General features: G+C 73.2%; 13 protein-coding genes. 8 read left to right on the top strand and 5 right to left on the bottom strand.

Features of this window, described 5'->3' with window-relative positions; translation table 11 throughout:
* Positions 1-114: 114 nt before the first annotated feature.
* Together BJY16_RS44305 and BJY16_RS44300 are read right to left on the bottom strand one after the other, a co-directional pair.
* Positions 115-1470 carry a M20/M25/M40 family metallo-hydrolase gene (locus BJY16_RS44305; protein WP_185045685.1) on the bottom strand — a complete coding sequence of 452 codons (1356 nt, stop codon included), beginning with the start codon at positions 1468-1470 and terminating at the stop codon, positions 115-117.
* A gap of 48 nt (positions 1471-1518) precedes the next feature.
* Positions 1519-2076, bottom strand: a complete 558-nt coding sequence (locus BJY16_RS44300; RefSeq protein WP_185045684.1) for a TetR/AcrR family transcriptional regulator — start codon at positions 2074-2076, stop codon at positions 1519-1521.
* Positions 2077-2183: 107 nt separating this feature from the next.
* On the opposite strand from BJY16_RS44300, the gene BJY16_RS44295 reads away from it, so the two are divergent.
* Positions 2184-3557: an FAD-dependent monooxygenase gene (locus BJY16_RS44295; RefSeq protein WP_185045683.1), complete on the top strand. Its 1374-nt coding sequence runs from the start codon at positions 2184-2186 to the stop codon at positions 3555-3557.
* 2 nt (positions 3558-3559) lie between these two features.
* Here the strand turns inward: BJY16_RS44295 and BJY16_RS44290 are convergent, their stop codons facing one another.
* Positions 3560-4246 (bottom strand): SanA/YdcF family protein, encoded by a 687-nt coding sequence (locus BJY16_RS44290; protein WP_239176815.1) that lies wholly within the window; start codon positions 4244-4246, stop codon positions 3560-3562.
* Between the two features lie 324 nt (positions 4247-4570).
* On the opposite strand from BJY16_RS44290, the gene BJY16_RS44285 reads away from it, so the two are divergent.
* Positions 4571-5263, top strand: a complete 693-nt coding sequence (locus BJY16_RS44285) for a GNAT family N-acetyltransferase (RefSeq protein WP_185045682.1) — start codon at positions 4571-4573, stop codon at positions 5261-5263.
* 13 nt (positions 5264-5276) lie between these two features.
* Here the strand turns inward: BJY16_RS44285 and BJY16_RS44280 are convergent, their stop codons facing one another.
* Positions 5277-6077, bottom strand: coding sequence for a class I SAM-dependent methyltransferase (locus BJY16_RS44280; RefSeq protein WP_185045681.1), 801 nt, complete (start codon positions 6075-6077; stop codon positions 5277-5279).
* 67 nt (positions 6078-6144) lie between these two features.
* Here BJY16_RS44280 and BJY16_RS44275 point away from each other — a divergent pair, with 67 nt between their 5' ends.
* Positions 6145-6828: a winged helix-turn-helix transcriptional regulator gene (locus tag BJY16_RS44275; RefSeq protein ID WP_185045680.1), complete on the top strand. Its 684-nt coding sequence runs from the start codon at positions 6145-6147 to the stop codon at positions 6826-6828.
* 13 nt (positions 6829-6841) lie between these two features.
* Here the strand turns inward: BJY16_RS44275 and BJY16_RS44270 are convergent, their stop codons facing one another.
* Complete coding sequence (locus BJY16_RS44270; RefSeq protein ID WP_185045679.1) at positions 6842-9088, bottom strand: exo-beta-d-1,3/1,6-glucosidase; 2247 nt, start codon at positions 9086-9088, stop codon at positions 6842-6844.
* Positions 9089-9360: 272 nt separating this feature from the next.
* Between BJY16_RS44270 and egtA the strand changes: the two genes are divergently transcribed.
* The 5 genes from egtA to BJY16_RS44245 all read left to right on the top strand — a co-directional run bounded on the left by egtA (position 9361) and on the right by BJY16_RS44245 (position 15673).
* Entirely contained in the window at positions 9361-10611 is a 1251-nt protein-coding gene (gene egtA / locus BJY16_RS44265) for an ergothioneine biosynthesis glutamate--cysteine ligase EgtA (protein ID WP_185045678.1), read from the top strand.
* On the top strand, positions 10608-11888 hold the full coding sequence (gene egtB, locus BJY16_RS44260; RefSeq protein ID WP_185045677.1) for an ergothioneine biosynthesis protein EgtB: 1281 nt from the start codon (positions 10608-10610) through the stop codon (positions 11886-11888). Before egtA ends, egtB begins: the two co-directional genes overlap by 4 nt.
* Positions 11888-12628, top strand: a complete 741-nt coding sequence (gene egtC / locus BJY16_RS44255) for an ergothioneine biosynthesis protein EgtC (RefSeq protein ID WP_185045676.1) — start codon at positions 11888-11890, stop codon at positions 12626-12628. Before egtB ends, egtC begins: the two co-directional genes overlap by 1 nt.
* On the top strand, positions 12625-13590 hold the full coding sequence (gene egtD, locus BJY16_RS44250) for an L-histidine N(alpha)-methyltransferase (RefSeq protein ID WP_185045675.1): 966 nt from the start codon (positions 12625-12627) through the stop codon (positions 13588-13590). The genes egtC and egtD overlap by 4 nt, the downstream gene beginning before the upstream one ends.
* A 1060-nt stretch (positions 13591-14650) precedes the next feature.
* Positions 14651-15673, top strand: coding sequence for a hypothetical protein (locus BJY16_RS44245; RefSeq protein ID WP_185045674.1), 1023 nt, complete (start codon positions 14651-14653; stop codon positions 15671-15673).
* Positions 15674-16063: the final 390 nt, after the last annotated feature.

Genomic DNA, 16063 nt, shown 5'->3' with positions numbered 1-16063 from the left:
ATGTGAGGGCAGAGTCGTCTAGCGGCAGGGGCCGCTGAGCACCGCGGGGATCACAGGCTTCACTCTTTCGAGCACTCGGGATCACGCCGTCTGCGCGATCGCGACGTGAATCTATCAGCTCGACGGCCGCGGCGCAGCCGCCGGGCTGCGGTGGCCGGCCGCGTTCACCGCGCGCACCCCGAAGAACACGTTGTCCTTGGACAGGTCCACGGTGGCGGTGCCGACCTTGCCGACCGGCAGCACGCCGGTCCAGTCGGCGGCCGTCGTCTCCCGCCAGACGATCTCGTATCCGGCCAGGTCCGGCTCGGTGCCGACGGTCCAGCGCAGGGTCGTCCGGTTGGTCAGCTGAGTGGTGTCGACGACCACGTCCTTGGGGGTGCCGGGCGCGATGGCCAGCGACCACAGGGTGGCCGCGTTCACCCGGGCGACCCGGGCGATGTAGTCGAAGTCGCAGAACTCGACCAGGTCGCCGTACTGCACGCCGTCGACCACCCGGACGTCCTGGTGCTCGTGCGCGAAGTTCTCCCGTGGCTCGGTGAACCGGGCCGCCGGATAGCCGCGCAGCAGGAACGAGATGTGGTCGCTGCCGCGCAGGTAGCGGTCCCGGCGCCAGATCACCCGCACGTTCGTGCCGGCCGGCTCGACCACCTTGACGAACCGGCCCAGTTGGCGGGACGGGCCGTCGTTCTCGCCGCCGACGCTCTTGCGGACGTTCGCCTCGGCGGCCGTCTCCGCGGTCGGCACGCCCTCGACGAACAGCCGCACCGTGCGGTTGTCCGGCCGGGTGCCGTCGTGCGCGTCCCCGGTGCCGACGATGTCGTTGCTGAACATGCCTTGGATGTCAGCGTTCCTGTCTTTGTAGGCCTGGGCCAGGTGGTCCGAGCCGTAGAGCCCCTGCTCCTCGCCGGCCACCGCGGCGAAGACCAGGGTCGCCTGGGGAGCCCGCCGGGCCAGGACCCGGGCCAGCTCCAGGACCACCGCGACCCCGGAGGCGTCGTCGTCCGCGCCGGGCGCGTCGCTGGTGAAGTCGAGCACGTCGGTGGCCCGCGAGTCGTAGTGCCCGGTGACCACGTAGATCCGCTCCGGCGTGGCGGTGCCGGGCAGCGTGGCGATCACGTTGGTGATCACCGTGGGGGTGGGCACCCGGGGAGACACCGGCTGCACGAAGGACTGCAGCTCGACGGTCATCCGGGTACCGGCGGCGTACTCCCGCAGACGGGCGTGGATCCAGTCCCGGGCGGCGCCGATGCCGCGGACCGGATCGGTCTGCGACGACAGGGTGTGCCGGGTGCCGAACGCGGCCAGCCGCCGCACCGTGGCCTCGACCCGGCGCGGGTCGATCTCCCGGAGGATCCCGCGCAGCTCGGGGTCCGGCGGCCGCCGGTCCGGGCCGGCCGCCTGCCCGGCCTGAGCCGGCGCGGCCAGGGGCACTGCCGCCGCGGCGGTCAGCAGAACACGCCGTTTCGTCATGCCTGCCACTCTGGTCCACTCCGGACAACGTGTCCATGACCATCAATGTCAGATGGTGCCATGCAGGTACCGCTGGACGGTCGGGCCGAGCCAGGCGACCGCCTCGTCGTGACCGAGATCGACCACCGGCGGCAGGCGCAGCACGAACCGGCACAGCGCGAAGCCCAGCATCTGGGTGGCGATCAGCCCGGCCCGGGTGGGCGCCGACGCCGGGTCCGGGGCCAGCCGGGCGGCGGCCGGACCGAGCTGGGCGGCGAAGATCTGCTGCATGCGCAGCGCGGCGGTCTCCTGGGTGACCGCGGCGCGGAGCAGCGCGAGCAGCGTCTCGTCGCCCTCCCAGCGGTCGAGGAAGTGCTCGACCAGCGCGGTCCCGTGCTGCTCGGGCGGCACCTCGGCGAGCGAGGGGAGCCGCAGGTCGAACTCGGCGGCGGCGGCGAACAGCTTCTCCTTGTTGCCGTAGTAGCGCATCACCAGGGACGGGTCGATCCGCGCGTCGGCGGCGATGGCCCGGATGGTGGCCCGCTCGAACCCGTCGGCGGCGAACCGCTCCCGCGCGGCGGTCAGGATCGCGGCCCGGGTGGCGTCGGAGCGCCGTGCAGCTGTCATGGTCACAATCTATGTCAACAACCGTTGGCCAACAAGTGTTGACTCCTGCGGGAAGTGACTCCTATCGTTGTCAACAAGCGTTGGCAATCGCACCCTCAGGAGGAGTCATGCACACCACCGTGGCGATCATCGGAGCCGGCCCGACCGGCCTGCTGCTGGCCGGCGACCTGGCCGGGGCCGGGGTCGACGTGACCGTCTTCGAGCGGCGGTCCGGCACGTCCAACCTGACCCGGGCGTTCGGCGTGCACGCCCGCACGCTGGAGATCCTGGACGCCCGCGGGCTGGCCGACGAGCTGGTCACCACCGGCGCCCGGGTCGACAGGCTGCGCCTCTTCGACCGGATCAAGGTCGACCTGTCGCAGCTCCCGTCCCGGTTCCCGTTCCTGCTGATCACCCCGCAGTTCCACGTCGAGCGCCTGCTCGAGGAGCGCGCGGTCAAGGCGGGCGCGCGGATGGTCCGCGGCGCCGAGCTGACCGGTCTGGATCAGGGCACGCTGCGCTTCGGGACCGAGACCGTGACCGCCGACTGGATCGTCGGCGCGGACGGCGTGCACAGCAGCGTCCGGGAGGCGGTCGGCCTGCCGTTCCCCGGCCGTTCGGTGCTCACCTCGATCATGCTGGCCGACGTCCGGCTGGCCCGCCCGCCCGCCGACGTGCTCGCGGTCAACGCGGTCGGCGACGCGTTCGCGTTCGTCGCCCCGTTCGGCGACGGCTGGTTCCGGATCTTCGCCTGGGACCGCCGCAAGCAGGTCAGCGACCGCGAGCCGGTCACCCTCGACGAGATCCGCGAGGTCACCCGGCGGGCCCTCGGCACCGACTTCGGCATCACCGAGGCCCGCTGGATGTCCCGTTTCCACAGCGACGAGCGGCAGGCTCCGAGCTACCGCGCCGGCAACGTCTTCCTGGCCGGCGACGCCGCGCACGTCCACTCCCCGGCCGGCGGCCAGGGCATGAACACCGGCCTGCAGGACGCCGCGAACCTGTCCTGGAAACTCGCCGCCACCGTCCAGGGCTGGGCCGCGGCCGGCCTGCTCGACACCTACCAGTCCGAGCGCCACCCGGTCGGCAGGCTGGTGCTGCGCAGCTCCGGCACGCTGATCCGGCTCGCCATGATCGAGTCGGCGACCGGCCGGCACACCCGCAACGCGGTCGGCTCCGCCCTGATGTCACTGCCCCCGGTGATGCACCGCGCCGCCGGCATCCTCTCCGGCGTCGGCATCGGCTATCCGGACGCGCCGCGCACCCCCGACACCCCGCTCCGCGACGGAGGCCGCCTCTACGAGTCGCTGCGCGCCGGCCGGTTCGTCCTGCTCACCGAGGAGCAGACCCGCTTCGGGTACGACCACCGCCTGCTCGTCGCCACCCCTCAGACGCCCTCCCGCCGCGAGGCGACCCTGGTCCGCCCGGACGGCTACACCGCCTGGCACGGCCCGGTGGCGCAGACCGAAGCCGCCCTTCGCCGGCACCTCGGCCCCGCCTAGGCTCAGCCCTGGGCGACAGCGGACTCCACGCCGGTCTCGTGCGGCCCGAGGAAGACCGGGTCCCGCCGGATCACCACGTCCCACGCGGCCTTCACCGCGGCGCCCCACTCCCGGACCTCACCGCGCAACCACAGCGGCTTGTAGGCCCGAGCCGTGTCGTCACCGACCCCGTCCGCCTCCACCCCGAGCGACCGGCACACCGCCACCGCCCGCGGCACGTGGAACGACTGACTGACCACGATCGCCCGGCTCACCCCGAAGACCTGCTTCGCCCGCGCACACGAGTCGTAGGTGTCGAACCCGGCGTGGTCCAGCACGATCTTCTCGGCCGGCACACCCCGGGCGATCAGATAGACCTGCATGGCCCCGGGCTCGTCATAGGACCACTCCGCGTGATCCCCGGACACCAGGATCGCCTTCACCTTGCCCGCGTCGTAGAGCTCCCGCGCGATGTCCAGCCGCGCCGCCAGGAACGCCGACGGCTCCGCGGGCGGATCCACCTGAGCCCCGAGCACCAGCGCCACCGGAGCCTCCGGCACCTCCGCCGCCGAGTAGACGTGCCCGGCGGCGCTGGTGCGAAGCCAGAGGTTCGACGACGCCACGATCACGATCGCGAGCGCGGTGCCCAGCCCGCCCGCGACGACCAGGCGGCGGAACCAGCGAGACCGGCGAATCCGGCCGAGGGAGATCTCAGGCACCGGCTCACTCTGTCAGTTCCGGACAACGCCCACCTACCGCATCCGTGCCAGACTGCCCGGCCCGCGGCGCTCCCGGCTGTTTCCGGCGGGCCCATCGAGGACTTTGTATCGTCCCTGCCGCCGCCCTTCCGCCAGCCAGCCCTTCCGCCAGCCAGCCCTTCCGCCAGCCCGCATTCCGCCAGCCTGCCTTCCGCCAGCCCGCCCTCCCTAGGGGGCGCCCCCACGGTCAGTCTGGCGGAAAAGGCGCGCCCCGGGCCGACCCCCTGTGGACAACCCCGCGCTGTGGACAACTCCGGCGCCCGGCAGCATGGGCCTGTGGGTGACGATCTTTTCGTACGATGGGCCGCCGCCGCGGACGGCGCGCGGGTCTGGCGGCTGCCCGGGGCGACCGTGGTGGCCTGTGCCGCGCTGGCGCACTGGGACCGGCTGGTGATGAGCGGTGATCCGGACGCGCTGGCCGGGCTGGTCCGGGAACTGCTGCCCGAGGTGGGACCGACGTTCCGGCCGTTCGGCCCGGAGGAGCTGGTCGCGGCGGTGGTGGAGCGGGCGCCTGAGCTGGAGGTCAGTGCTCACTTCGCCTGGATGGAGATCACCGAACCGATCGGCGGCGTGCCCGCGGACCGGGCGGAGTGCGGCTGGCTCGCCGAGGACGAGTGGGGTGAGGTGGCGGCGCTGCTGGCGGCGTCGTTCCCGGACTCCTATGCCCGGCCCGGTGAGCCGGGTGTGCGGCGGTGGGCCGGGATCCGGGGCGCGGACGGGCGGCTGGTCGCGGTGGCGGCGGACGCCTGGTCGACCGAGGCGATCGGGTTTCTGGCCGGGGTGACCACCCGGCCGGACGCGCGGGGGCGGGGACTGGCGGCGGACCTGTGCCGGTTCGCCGCCGACGAACTGTTGGTGGGGAGGGAGCGGGTGGCGTTGCTGGCGGACTACTCGAACGTGGCGGCGCTCCGGACGTACCAGAAACTGGGTTTCGGCATGCGCAGGGTGGCCGCGGCCCGGCAGCGGTGAGACTGCCGGATGGTCACCCGGCGCGGCGGGCGGTCCAGAGCAGGTATTGCCAGTTCATGGCGCCGCCGCCGATGTCGAAGCGGTGGGCCAGATCGGTCAGCGCGGCGTCCAGGGCGGCCACCCGGTCCGGGTCCGCGGCGATGTTCTTGTAGACCGCGATGGTGGGGCCGTAGTTCCGCTTGAAGTAGTCGACGAACGCCTCGGCCGTGCGGAAGTGGCCGACCCGCAGGTCGCGGCGTTCGGTGTGCAGCGGGACGGCCCGGTCGCCGAAGAGTTCGGCCAGGTGGGCCGGATCGCCCCAGCGCGGCGGCGGGGTGGCGCCGGGCGGCGGGGGAGCGGCGAACGGTTTCATCGCGGCGAACATCTGGCCGATGAAGCCCTCCGGGGTCCAGCTGAGCAGAGCGAGCGTGCCGCCCGGGCGGCAGACCCGGAGCAGCTCGGCGGCCGCGCGCTCGTGGTGCGGCGCGAACATCACGCCGATGCAGGACATCACCGTGTCGAATTCGGCGTCCTGGAACGGCAGCGCCTCGGCGTCCGCCTCGGTCCAGATCAGCTTGACGTCGCTGCGCTGCTCGCCGGTCCGGAGCAGCTCCGGGGTGAGATCACTGGCGGTCACCTCGGCGCCGGTGCGGGCAGCCGGGACGGCCGCGTTGCCGGTGCCGGCGCCGACGTCCAGCACCCGCTGGCCGGGTCCGATCCCGGCCGCCTCGACCAGGACCGGGCCGAGTGGGGCGACCAGGTCGCCGGCCACCGCCGGATAGTCGCCGGAGGCCCACATCGCGCGGTGCTTGTGCTTGAGTTCGGTATCAGTCATGTCACCGACGGTAGGGTTCGCGCCCGGCCCGCTCTAGTACACGATCTGTACCGGGAGGTGGTCACCCATGGGAGCGTCCTACGGCCAGTTCTGCCCGGTGGCGAAGGCGATGGAGTTGCTCGACGAGCGCTGGACGCTGCTGGTGATCCGGGAGCTGATCGCCGGCAGCCGGCGGTTCAACGACCTGCGCCGCGGGCTGCCGCGGATGTCCCCGACGCTGCTCTCCCGGCGGTTGCAGCAGCTGGCCGCGGCCGGGCTGGTCGAACGGACGCCGACCGGCGCCGAGGTGGAGTACGCGCTGACCCCGGCCGGCAAGGAGCTGGAGCCGATCGTGCGGGCGCTGGGCGTGTGGGGCACCCGGTGGATCCCGGAGATCGGCGACCCGGACCTGGATCCGAAACTGCTGCTCTGGGACATGCACCGGCGGGTGGACCACCGGACGGTGCCGGAGCGGCGGACGGTGCTGCGGTTCTCGTTCCCGGAGGCGGCCCGGCCGGTCCGGGACTGGTGGCTGGTGATCACGCCGGACGAGGCGGACGTCTGCGACGCCGATCCCGGGCATGAGGTGGACGTGCTGGTCACCGCGGATCTGCGGTGCCTGACCGACGTGTGGCGCGGCGCCCGCTCGTGGGAGTCGGCGCTGCGCTCCGGGGAGGTGCGGCTGGACGGCCGGGAGGCGCTGCGACGCGCCGTCCCGGCCTGGTTCCAGTTGATGTCGTTCGCCGCGGTGCCGCGGCCCGGGGTCAGCTGACCCCTCGCCGCGGTCAGCTGATCCGGAATTTGGCGGAGTGCAGGGCGGACAGCCGCGAGTTCGGCCCGACCAGCAGCTCGAAGTCGCCCGGCTCGACCACCCGCACGCCGTCCGCGGTGACCAGCGTGCAGTCGGCGGCCGGGATCTCGATCTCCACGGTGACGCTCTCGCCGGCCGGCACGACGACCTGCCGCCAGGTCTTCAGCTCCCGGTGCGCCCAGGTCACGCTGGTGACCAGGTCGCTGACGTAGGCCTGGACGGTCTCCAGGGCCGGGCGGCTGCCGGTGTTCGACAGCCGGACGGTGGCCCGGACCACCCCGTCGACCGGCACGTCCGGCTCGCCGATGGCCAGCCCGTCGTAGACGATCGTGGTGTAGCTCAGGCCCTCGCCGAAGGCGAACAGCGGGTCCTGGGTGAGGTCGGCGTACCGGGTGCCGTGCTGGCCGCGCAGCTGGTTGTAGTAGACCGGCTGCTGGCCGACGTGCCGGGCGGCCGAGATCGGCATCCGGCCGCTCGGCTCGATCAGGCCGAGCAGCAGCTCGGCGACGGCCTGGCCGCCGCGCATGCCCGGGTTGAACGCCTGCACGATCGCCGCCGCGTTCAGCGCCGACTCGGGCAGCGCCAGCGGCTTCGAGTTGACCAGCACGACGATCATCGGGGTGCCGGTCGCGGCGACCGCGTCGAGCAGCGCGATCTGCCCGCCGAGCAGCTCCAGGGTGGCGGTCGAGCAGCCCTCGCCGGTCAGGTTCACGGTGTCGCCGACCACCACGACCGCGTAGTCCGCGCCGGCCGCCAGCCGGACCGCCGCGTCCAGCTGCGCCGGGTCGACCGGGGCGGACTCGGCGATCGGCGGGCGCGGCTGGCCGTCCGGGAAGGTCTCGCCCTCCGGGTCCGGCACCAGGCGCTCGATCTCGGCGCCCCGCTCGTGGACGACCTCCCAGCCGGCTGGCACGGTGGCCCGGATCCCGTCCAGCACGGTCGCGGTCATCTCCCGCGGGTGGCCGTCCGGCATCCAGCCGACCTGGCCGGAGTTGCCGGCCCAGTCGCCGAGCTGGGAGGTGACGTCGTCGGCGTTCGGCCCGAGCACCGCGATCCGGCGGGCCGGCCCGGCCGGGTCGATCGGCAGCGTGCCGTCGTTGCGCAGCAGGACCAGCGAGCGGCGGGCCACCTCGAGGTTGAGCTCGGTGTGCGCGGCGCTGCCGATCACCTCGCGCTGGCGCTCGGCGTCGCCGGTCCGCGGGTTCTCGAACAGGCCCAGCTCGAACTTCAGGCTGAGGATCCGGCGGACCGCGGAGTCGATGTCGGCCTCGGTCAGCAGACCGCGCTCGATCGCCTCCTGGGCGCCCTCGAAGAAGCCCGGGGTGGTCATCACCAGGTCGTTGCCGGCCTTGACGGCGACCGCGGCGGCCTCCGCGTAGTCGGCGCAGACCTTCTGTTCCCAGACCATCCGGCCGACGTTGTCCCAGTCGGTGACGAGCGTGCCGGTGAAGCCCCACTCGCCCTTGAGCACGTCGTCGAGCAGCCACTTGTTGGCGGTGATCGGCACGCCGTCCATCGACTGGTAGCCGAGCATGAACGCCCGGCAGCCCTCCTTGGCGGCCCGCTCGAACGGCGGCAGGAACCAGGACCGCAGCTTGCGGCGGCTGATGTCGGCCTCGCTGGCGTCCCGGCCGCCCTGCGTCTCCGAGTAGCCGGCGAAGTGCTTGGCGGTGGCCAGGATGCCGGTCGGGTCGGCCAGGCCGTCGCCCTGGTAGCCGCGGATCATCGCGGCGCCCAGCTCGCTGATCAGCAGCGGGTCCTCGCCGAACGTCTCGTCGGTGCGGCCCCAGCGCAGGTCCCGGGAGATGCACAGGACCGGCGAGAAGGTCTGGTGGATGCCGGTCGCGGAGACCTCGATCGCGGTCACCCGGGCGACCCGCTCGACCAGCTCCGGGTCCCAGGAGGCGGCCATCCCGAGCTGGGTCGGGAAGATCGTCGCGCCCGGCCAGAACGAGTGGCCGTGGATGCAGTCTTCCGCGGTGAGGAGCGGAATTTTCAGCCGGGTCCGGGACAGCAGCTCGCTGGCCTCGATCAACTTGGCCGGCGAGGTGTGCAGGATCGACCCGGCCAGTTTCTCCTGGATGATCTCGGCTAGGTCCTGGCGCGCGTCCAGCTGCAGCATCTGACCCACTTTTTCGGGCAGGGTCATGCGGCTGAGCAGGTCGTCCACCCGTGCCTCGACGGTGAGGGACGGATCCAGGTAGGGGAAGTCTGCGGGCACGCGGGCCTCCGGTCGTCACGACCGCGAAGCACGGTCTGCCAAACACGAACGACACGGAGTCTTCCAGTCCGGAACCGGTTCCGGCACCCCGGGTCGGTTCCGGAACTTTTAGATCCCGCCGGACGGGTTGCTGACGATGGGGGAAACATCCGGAAACCAGGGGAACGGGAGCGGCGGTTTCGCGGAGATCCGGGTAGGGTCCGATGAGGGTCGAACGGATCGGAGCTTTTCGATCACTCTACGTGATCGTCCGGACTGCGTCGAGGGGGAGCATGAGCTCGGTCGATCTGGTGCTGCGGAGCACCGCGGAAGCGATCGAACACATCTCGGGCATCTGTTTCAAGACCGGTCCGCCCCGGCGGATCGGCGTCGAGCTGGAATGGACCACGCATCGCGCCGGCGACCCGGCCGCCCCGGTGGGGCCGGATGAGCTGCGCGCCGCGCTGGGGGTGCACACGCCGGCCACCCTCGGCAACCCGGAACCACGACCGCTGCCCGCCGGCGGCACGGTCACCGTCGAACCGGGCGGCCAGGTCGAGATCTCCTCGGCCCCGGCGGACTCGCTGACCGCCCTGCACGCCGCCGTCGGCACCGACCGCGCGGCCCTGACCGCCCTGCTCGCCCGCGCCGGCCTGGTCCTCGGCGACCGCGGCCTCGACGAGCACCGGGAGCCCCGCCGGATCCTGGACACGCCGCGCTACGCGGCCATGGAGCGGTCCTTCGACCGGGCCGGGCGCACCATGATGACCGGCACCGCCGGACTGCAGATCTGCCTCGACGCGGGCGAGGCCGGCCAGGCCGCCGACCGGTGGGCGGCACTGCACGAGTTCGGGCCGCCGCTGCTGGCCCTCTTCGCCAACTCCCGGGTGCACGCCGGGCGGGACACCGGCTGGGTGTCCGGCCGGATGGCCGCCTGGTACGGCATCGACCCCCGCCGCACCGCCCCGGTACCGGGGCGCGACCCGGTGCGGGCGTGGATCCGATACGCGCTGACCGCCCCGCTGCTCTGCGTGCGCCAGGACGGCGACCGGTGGGACGCCCCACCCGGGATGACTTTCGCGGACTGGATCGAGGAGCACCGGCCCGGCCGGCTCGGTGCCCGACGCGTCGGCGCGCCCCGGCCCCGGGTCGGCCGACCGCCCACCGTGGCCGATCTGGACTACCACCTGAACACCCTCTTCCCACCGGTCCGGCCGCGCGGCTATCTCGAGGTCCGCTACCTCGACAGCCAGCCCGGGGACGAGTGGATCGCCCCGGCCGCGGTCGTCACCACCCTGCTGGCCGACCCGGCGATCACCACGCGGGCCCGGGAGGCCGCCGCGCCCGCCGCCGGCCTGTGGCGGGCTGCCGCGCGGGAGGGCCTGCGCGATCCGGCAGTCCGCAGTGCGGCGGCCGGCCTGGCCCAGCTGGCTTGCCGGCATCTGGATCGCACGGGACTGCCGGCCGCTGTGCGGGAAGAGGTCTCCGGCGTCCTCCGGCGACGCCTCGGATCACATCGGGAAGTGCGAGGGAGTACACGTTGACCACGGACAAGAACCAGATCGCGACCGAGCTGGAGCGGGCCCGGGCACGCACCGCCCTGCTCACCGACGCGGTCGACGACGACGATCTCGTCCAGCAGCACTCCCCGCTGATGTCGCCGCTGGTCTGGGACCTGGCGCACGTCGGCAACCAGGAGGAGCTGTGGCTGGTCCGGGACGTCGGCGGGCGGGACCCGCTCCGGCAGGACATCGACCACCTCTACGACGCGTTCCAGCACGCCCGCCGGGACCGGCCGGCGCTGCCGCTGCTCGACCCGGCCGAGGCGCGCAAGTACGTCGCGCAGGTCCGCGACAAGGCCCTCGACGTGCTGGACCGGGTGCGGCTGGACGAGCGGCCGCTGGTCACCGGCGGGTTCGCGTTCGGGATGATCGTGCAGCACGAGCAGCAGCACGACGAGACCATGCTGGCCACGCACCAGTTGCGGGCCGGTGGTCCGGTTCTCTCCGCGCCGCCACCGCCGGCCGGCAACCGGCGGGTGCGCGGCGAGGTGCTGATCCCGGGCGGGCCGTTCACCATGGGCACCGACACCGACCCGTGGGCGCTGGACAACGAGCGGCCCGCGCACGTGGTGGACGTCCCGGCGTTCCTGATCGACGCGGCGCCGGTGACCAACGCGGCCTACCGGGAGTTCATCGACGCCGGGGGCTACGACAACCCGGACTGGTGGAGTCCGCGCGGCTGGGCGCATCGGCAGGAGGCCGGTCTCACCGCGCCGATGCACTGGCTCCCGGACGGTTTCGTCCGGCAGTTCGGACGGATCGTGCCGCTGGACCCGAGCGCGCCGGTGGTCCACGTCTGCTTCCACGAGGCCGAGGCCTACGCCAAGTGGGCGGGCAAGCGCCTGCCCACCGAGGCCGAGTGGGAGAAAGCGGCCCGCTGGGACCCGGAGACCGGCCGCTCCCGACGCTTCCCCTGGGGTGACGACCCGCCCGGCCCGGAGCACGCCAACCTCGGGCAGCGGCACCTCGCCCCGGCCCCGGTCGGCGCCTACCCGGCCGGCGCGTCGCCGCTCGGCGTGCACCAGCTGATCGGCGACGTCTGGGAGTGGACGTCGTCCGGCTTCCACGGGCACCCCGGCTTCCGGGTCTTTCCGTACGCGGAGTATTCCGAGGTCTTCTTCGGCGGCGACTACAAGGTGCTGCGCGGCGGGTCGTTCGGTACCGATCCGGCGGCCTGCCGCGGCACCTTCCGCAACTGGGACCACCCGATCCGGCGGCAGATCTTCAGCGGCTTCCGGTGTGCCCGGGACCTGCGCTGATGTGTCGTCACCTGGCCTATCTCGGGCCACCCGTGCCGCTGTCCGCGCTGCTCCTCGACCCGCCGCACGCGCTGGCGCACCAGGCCTGGGCGCCCCGGGACATGCGCGGCGGCGGGACGATCAACGCGGACGGTTTCGGGGTCGGCTGGTTCCCGCTCGGAGCGGACGAGCCGATCCGCTACCGCAGCGCGATGCCGATCTGGTCGGACGCGGCGCTGCCGGCCCTCGCCGCGGCCACCACGTCCGGAGCGGTCCTGGCGGCGGTCCGCTCGGCCACGGTCGGGATGCCGGTGGTGGAGACCGCGGCGGCGCCGTTCCTCGACGACCGGTGGCTGATCAGCCACAACGGCGTGGTCCGAGGCTTCCCGGGCAGTTTCGCCGGGCTCGCGTCCGAGGTGCCGGTGGAGGAGTTGCTCACCCTGGAGGCGCCGACAGATTCCGCCGCCGTCTCCGTGTACATCGGACATTGGCTGCGCGCCGGCAAGCCCGCTGACGAGGTGCTCACCACGCTTCTCACCGAGGTGCGGAAAGCCGCCCCCGGTTCCCGGCTCAACCTGCTGCTCACCGACGGCGACCGGATCCTCGCCACCACCGCCGGCCACGCCCTCTCGGTCCGGGCCACCGGGGATGCCGTGCTGGTCGCCTCCGAGCCGCTCGACGACCACCCGGCCTGGCGGCCGGTCCCCGACAACCACCTGCTGATCGCCACGCCCACCGACGTGACCCTGGGAGAGGTATGACTGCGCTGGAGAAGCATCTCGACGAGCGTGACCTGGCCCGATCGCTGCGCGCCGACGTGCGCGAGGGCCTCACCGGCACCCCGAAGCGCCTGCCGCCGAAGTGGTTCTACGACGCCCGCGGCAGCCTGCTCTTCGAGGACATCACCCGGCTGCCGGAGTACTACCCGACCCGCACCGAGCGGGCCATCCTGGAGGCGAACGCCGACCGGATCGCCGGGATCACCGACGCGAAAACCCTGGTCGAACTCGGCTCCGGCTCCTCCGAGAAGACCCGGCTGCTGCTCGACGCGATGCTCCGGCGGGGCACGCTCGGCGCCTTCGTCCCGCTTGACGTGTCCGAATCCGCCCTGCTCTCCGCGGTCGCCTCGCTGACCGACGCCTACCCGGGCCTGAGCATCACCGGCGTGGTCGGCGACCTGACCCGCCACCTGCGCCATCTCCCGGACGGCGACAACCGGGTGGTGGCCTTCCTCGGCGGCACGATCGGCAACCTGGTCCCGGACGAGCGGGCCGCCTTCCTCGGCGACCTGCGCGCCGCGCTGCACCCGGGGGAGTGGCTGCTGCTCGGCGCCGACCAGGTCAAGGACCCGGGCGTGCTGGTGCCCGCCTACGACGACGCGGCCGGCATCACGGCCGAGTTCAACCGGAACGTCCTGCACGTCATCAACCGCGAACTCCGGGCCGATTTCGATCCCCTCGCCTTCGCCCACGTGGCCCGCTGGGACCCGGACCACGAGTGGATCGAGATGCGCCTCCGCTCCACCCGCGACCAGCAGGTGCACATCCGCGACCTGAACCTCACCGTCCCGTTCACCACCGGCGAGGAGCTGCGCACCGAGATCTCCGCCAAGTTCCGCCGCGCCGGCCTCACCGCCGAGCTCGCCGCGTCGGGCTTCGCCCTCCGCCACTGGTGGACCGACCCGCGGGACTGGTTCGGCGTCGCGCTGGCCCAGGCCGTCTGACCCGCTTTCCGGTACGTGGTGGGCACGGTCCTGTGGGCGGCCCGCGCGCGGCAGCGCCGGGCGCGGACCGCCCCGCGCCTCCCGGCCGGAGGAGGCAGTCCATGCGAAGCGATCCCGCCACTTCTCGACCGGAGCCCGGCAGTTCGTGCGAAGCGATCCCGTTACATCTCGATCCGAGCCCGGCAGCCCATGCGAAGCAATCCCGCCACTTCCCAGTCCCCGCCCGCCCAGGGGGGCCTGCCCAAAGCCAGTGTGGCGCGGACGGGCGGGCGCACGAGGCTGGGCTGTGGAGGGCGCGCTGGTGTGGATAACTCGCCACCGCGTCGGCGCTGGCCACCGCGCAAGTGGCCAGCAGAGTCAGGGGTCCCTCAGCACGGCCGAGAGACCCCTGCGGGTCAGCCGGGAACGGGAGAACGGGCGGTGGTTCGGTTCCGGCTGGGTTAGGCGCGTGTCCGATGTGTTGGGCACCTCGGGAAGCCACCCGAGGGGCGGTGCGAGGTGGCGGTTCGGTTCTGACTGGGTTAGGCGCGTGTCCGATGTGTTGGGCACCTCGGGAAGCCACCCGGGGGTCGGTGCGGGGTGGCGGTTCGGTTCTGGCTGGGGTTGGTCCTGTGCCAGGTGTGTTGAGGCACCCGTGAGGGCTACTCGGGGAGGGGAGCGGGCGGCGGTCCCTTCTGGCTCGGGCTGGGTTGTTCAGGTGTCTTGAGGCGCAGGCAAGGGCTGACCGGGCTGGGAGCGGCGTGGCTCTGGTGGGGGTGTTCAGGTTGGGCATCCTGCGGGCCGGGACCGGGACCGGGGCCGGGACCGGGGCCGGAGCCGGGGCCGGGACCGGGACAGGGGTCGAGGCTGAGGCCGGGACCGGGACTGGGGTCGAGGCCGGGACTGGGGTCGAGGCCGGGACCGGGTCGAGGCCGGGGGGCCGGGACCGAGGCCGGGGCTGGGGCGGGAGCGGGCGACGGGCCGACTCGGGACGGGGGGTTGGGGGGTGTTTCGGGAGCCCGAGGTCGGGTGAGGCTTGACCGGGCGTGCGGTGATGGAACTCTCGGGGGAGGGTGGGGACATGAGATTCGCGGCGGGAGATCTGCCGGGGTGGCGGGATCACCGGGCTGAGCTGCGGCGTGGGCTGGCGGCCGGGCGGCTTCCGATGATCGGGGTGCCCGGCGCGGAGGGCGGGCGGATCGACGGCTGGGGCAGCAGTGACGACGTGCTGACCAGCGTGGTCGTTCGCTATGGGGGCGCGGAGTCGTGGCTGACCGTGGAGACCGCCCGGTGGTCCGGGACGAGCGGGTCGTCGTCCGGGCTGCGGGAGGTGCTGGAGGAGCAGCTGCGGATGGCCGGGATCAGGTTCGCCGAGGTCAGCTGGGCCACGTCGGAGCGGGCGGTCAGTATCGACGGGCGGGACCTGACCGCGGTGGTGCTGCACGCCGGGGCCGACTGGTGGGCGGCCCGGATCGTCCTGGAGGCCGGTTTGTTCGGCGAGGTGGAGGTGGGGCTCACCGCGTACCGGAAAGGGTTCGCATCTCGCCTGGGCATCCTGCCCGGCGCCGAGATCGACGAGATGCTCGACGCGCCGCTGCCGGACCTGGAGCGATGGCCGGAGGCCGAGCCGGTGCCGGAGTCGCCGGTGCCGCCCGGGGAGCCGCACCGGGTGCTGGTCGACGTGGTGCTGCAAGAGGCACGCGAGTCGGAGGTGTGGCAGGCGGAGGGCGGTCCGGTGCCGCGACTGCCGTCGTCCTGGAGTGAGCTGTGGGCGGCCGCGGTGCGTCGCCAGGCCGATCTGTCCGGTCAGCCGGAGGACGTTGCCGACGCCGCGGTCACCGACCTGTTGTCGCAGCTCACCACGCTGTCCCGGGACGCGCCGTGGTTCCGGGCGGACGCCGCGCTGCGGGAGCGCGCGATCAACGAGACACTGCTCTACGTCACCGGCCTGTCCACCGCCGTGCCGAGCCGCCCGGCGCAGGAGGCGTGGCGTTCCCGCCAGGAGGCCCGGCGGCCACCACCCGGGCCGGCCGACTTCGACGGCATTCTGCAGTCCGAGGCGCTCTGGCTCTACGCCTGGCACACCTGGTCCCGGCGCCCCTGACCCCACCCGCCTGGCACCTGCCCAGCCCGCGCCGCGCGACCGTGCGCCCGCCCTGCCTGCCGGGTCACCCCGCACGACCGGCCACGGGCCCCGCCTGACCTGCCGCGTTGCCGGCACGTCCTGCCACCGGGCCCCGCTTGACCTGCCGCGTCATGCGCGCGCCCGCCCCGCGCCCCGCGCGCCCGCCGCGCCGCCCCGGTTCGCCGCGCGCCGCACCCCCCGCTCGCTGCCCCCGCCCCGCGCGCCCGCTGTGCGCCACCCTGTCTGCCGCCGCGGCCGCGTTTCAACTCGTGACCGATAAATCGGTATTTGTCGCCGGGCGGTCGGCTTCGCGCGCGAAGGTGACTCCGGGCACGGCGCGGTTGCCGTGAGGAATGTGAGTTGATACGG

This window comes from Actinoplanes octamycinicus, assembly GCF_014205225.1.
GTDB classification, from domain to species: Bacteria; Actinomycetota; Actinomycetes; order Mycobacteriales; family Micromonosporaceae; genus Actinoplanes; species Actinoplanes octamycinicus.
This window is presented reverse-complemented; position numbering and strand designations above follow the sequence as displayed.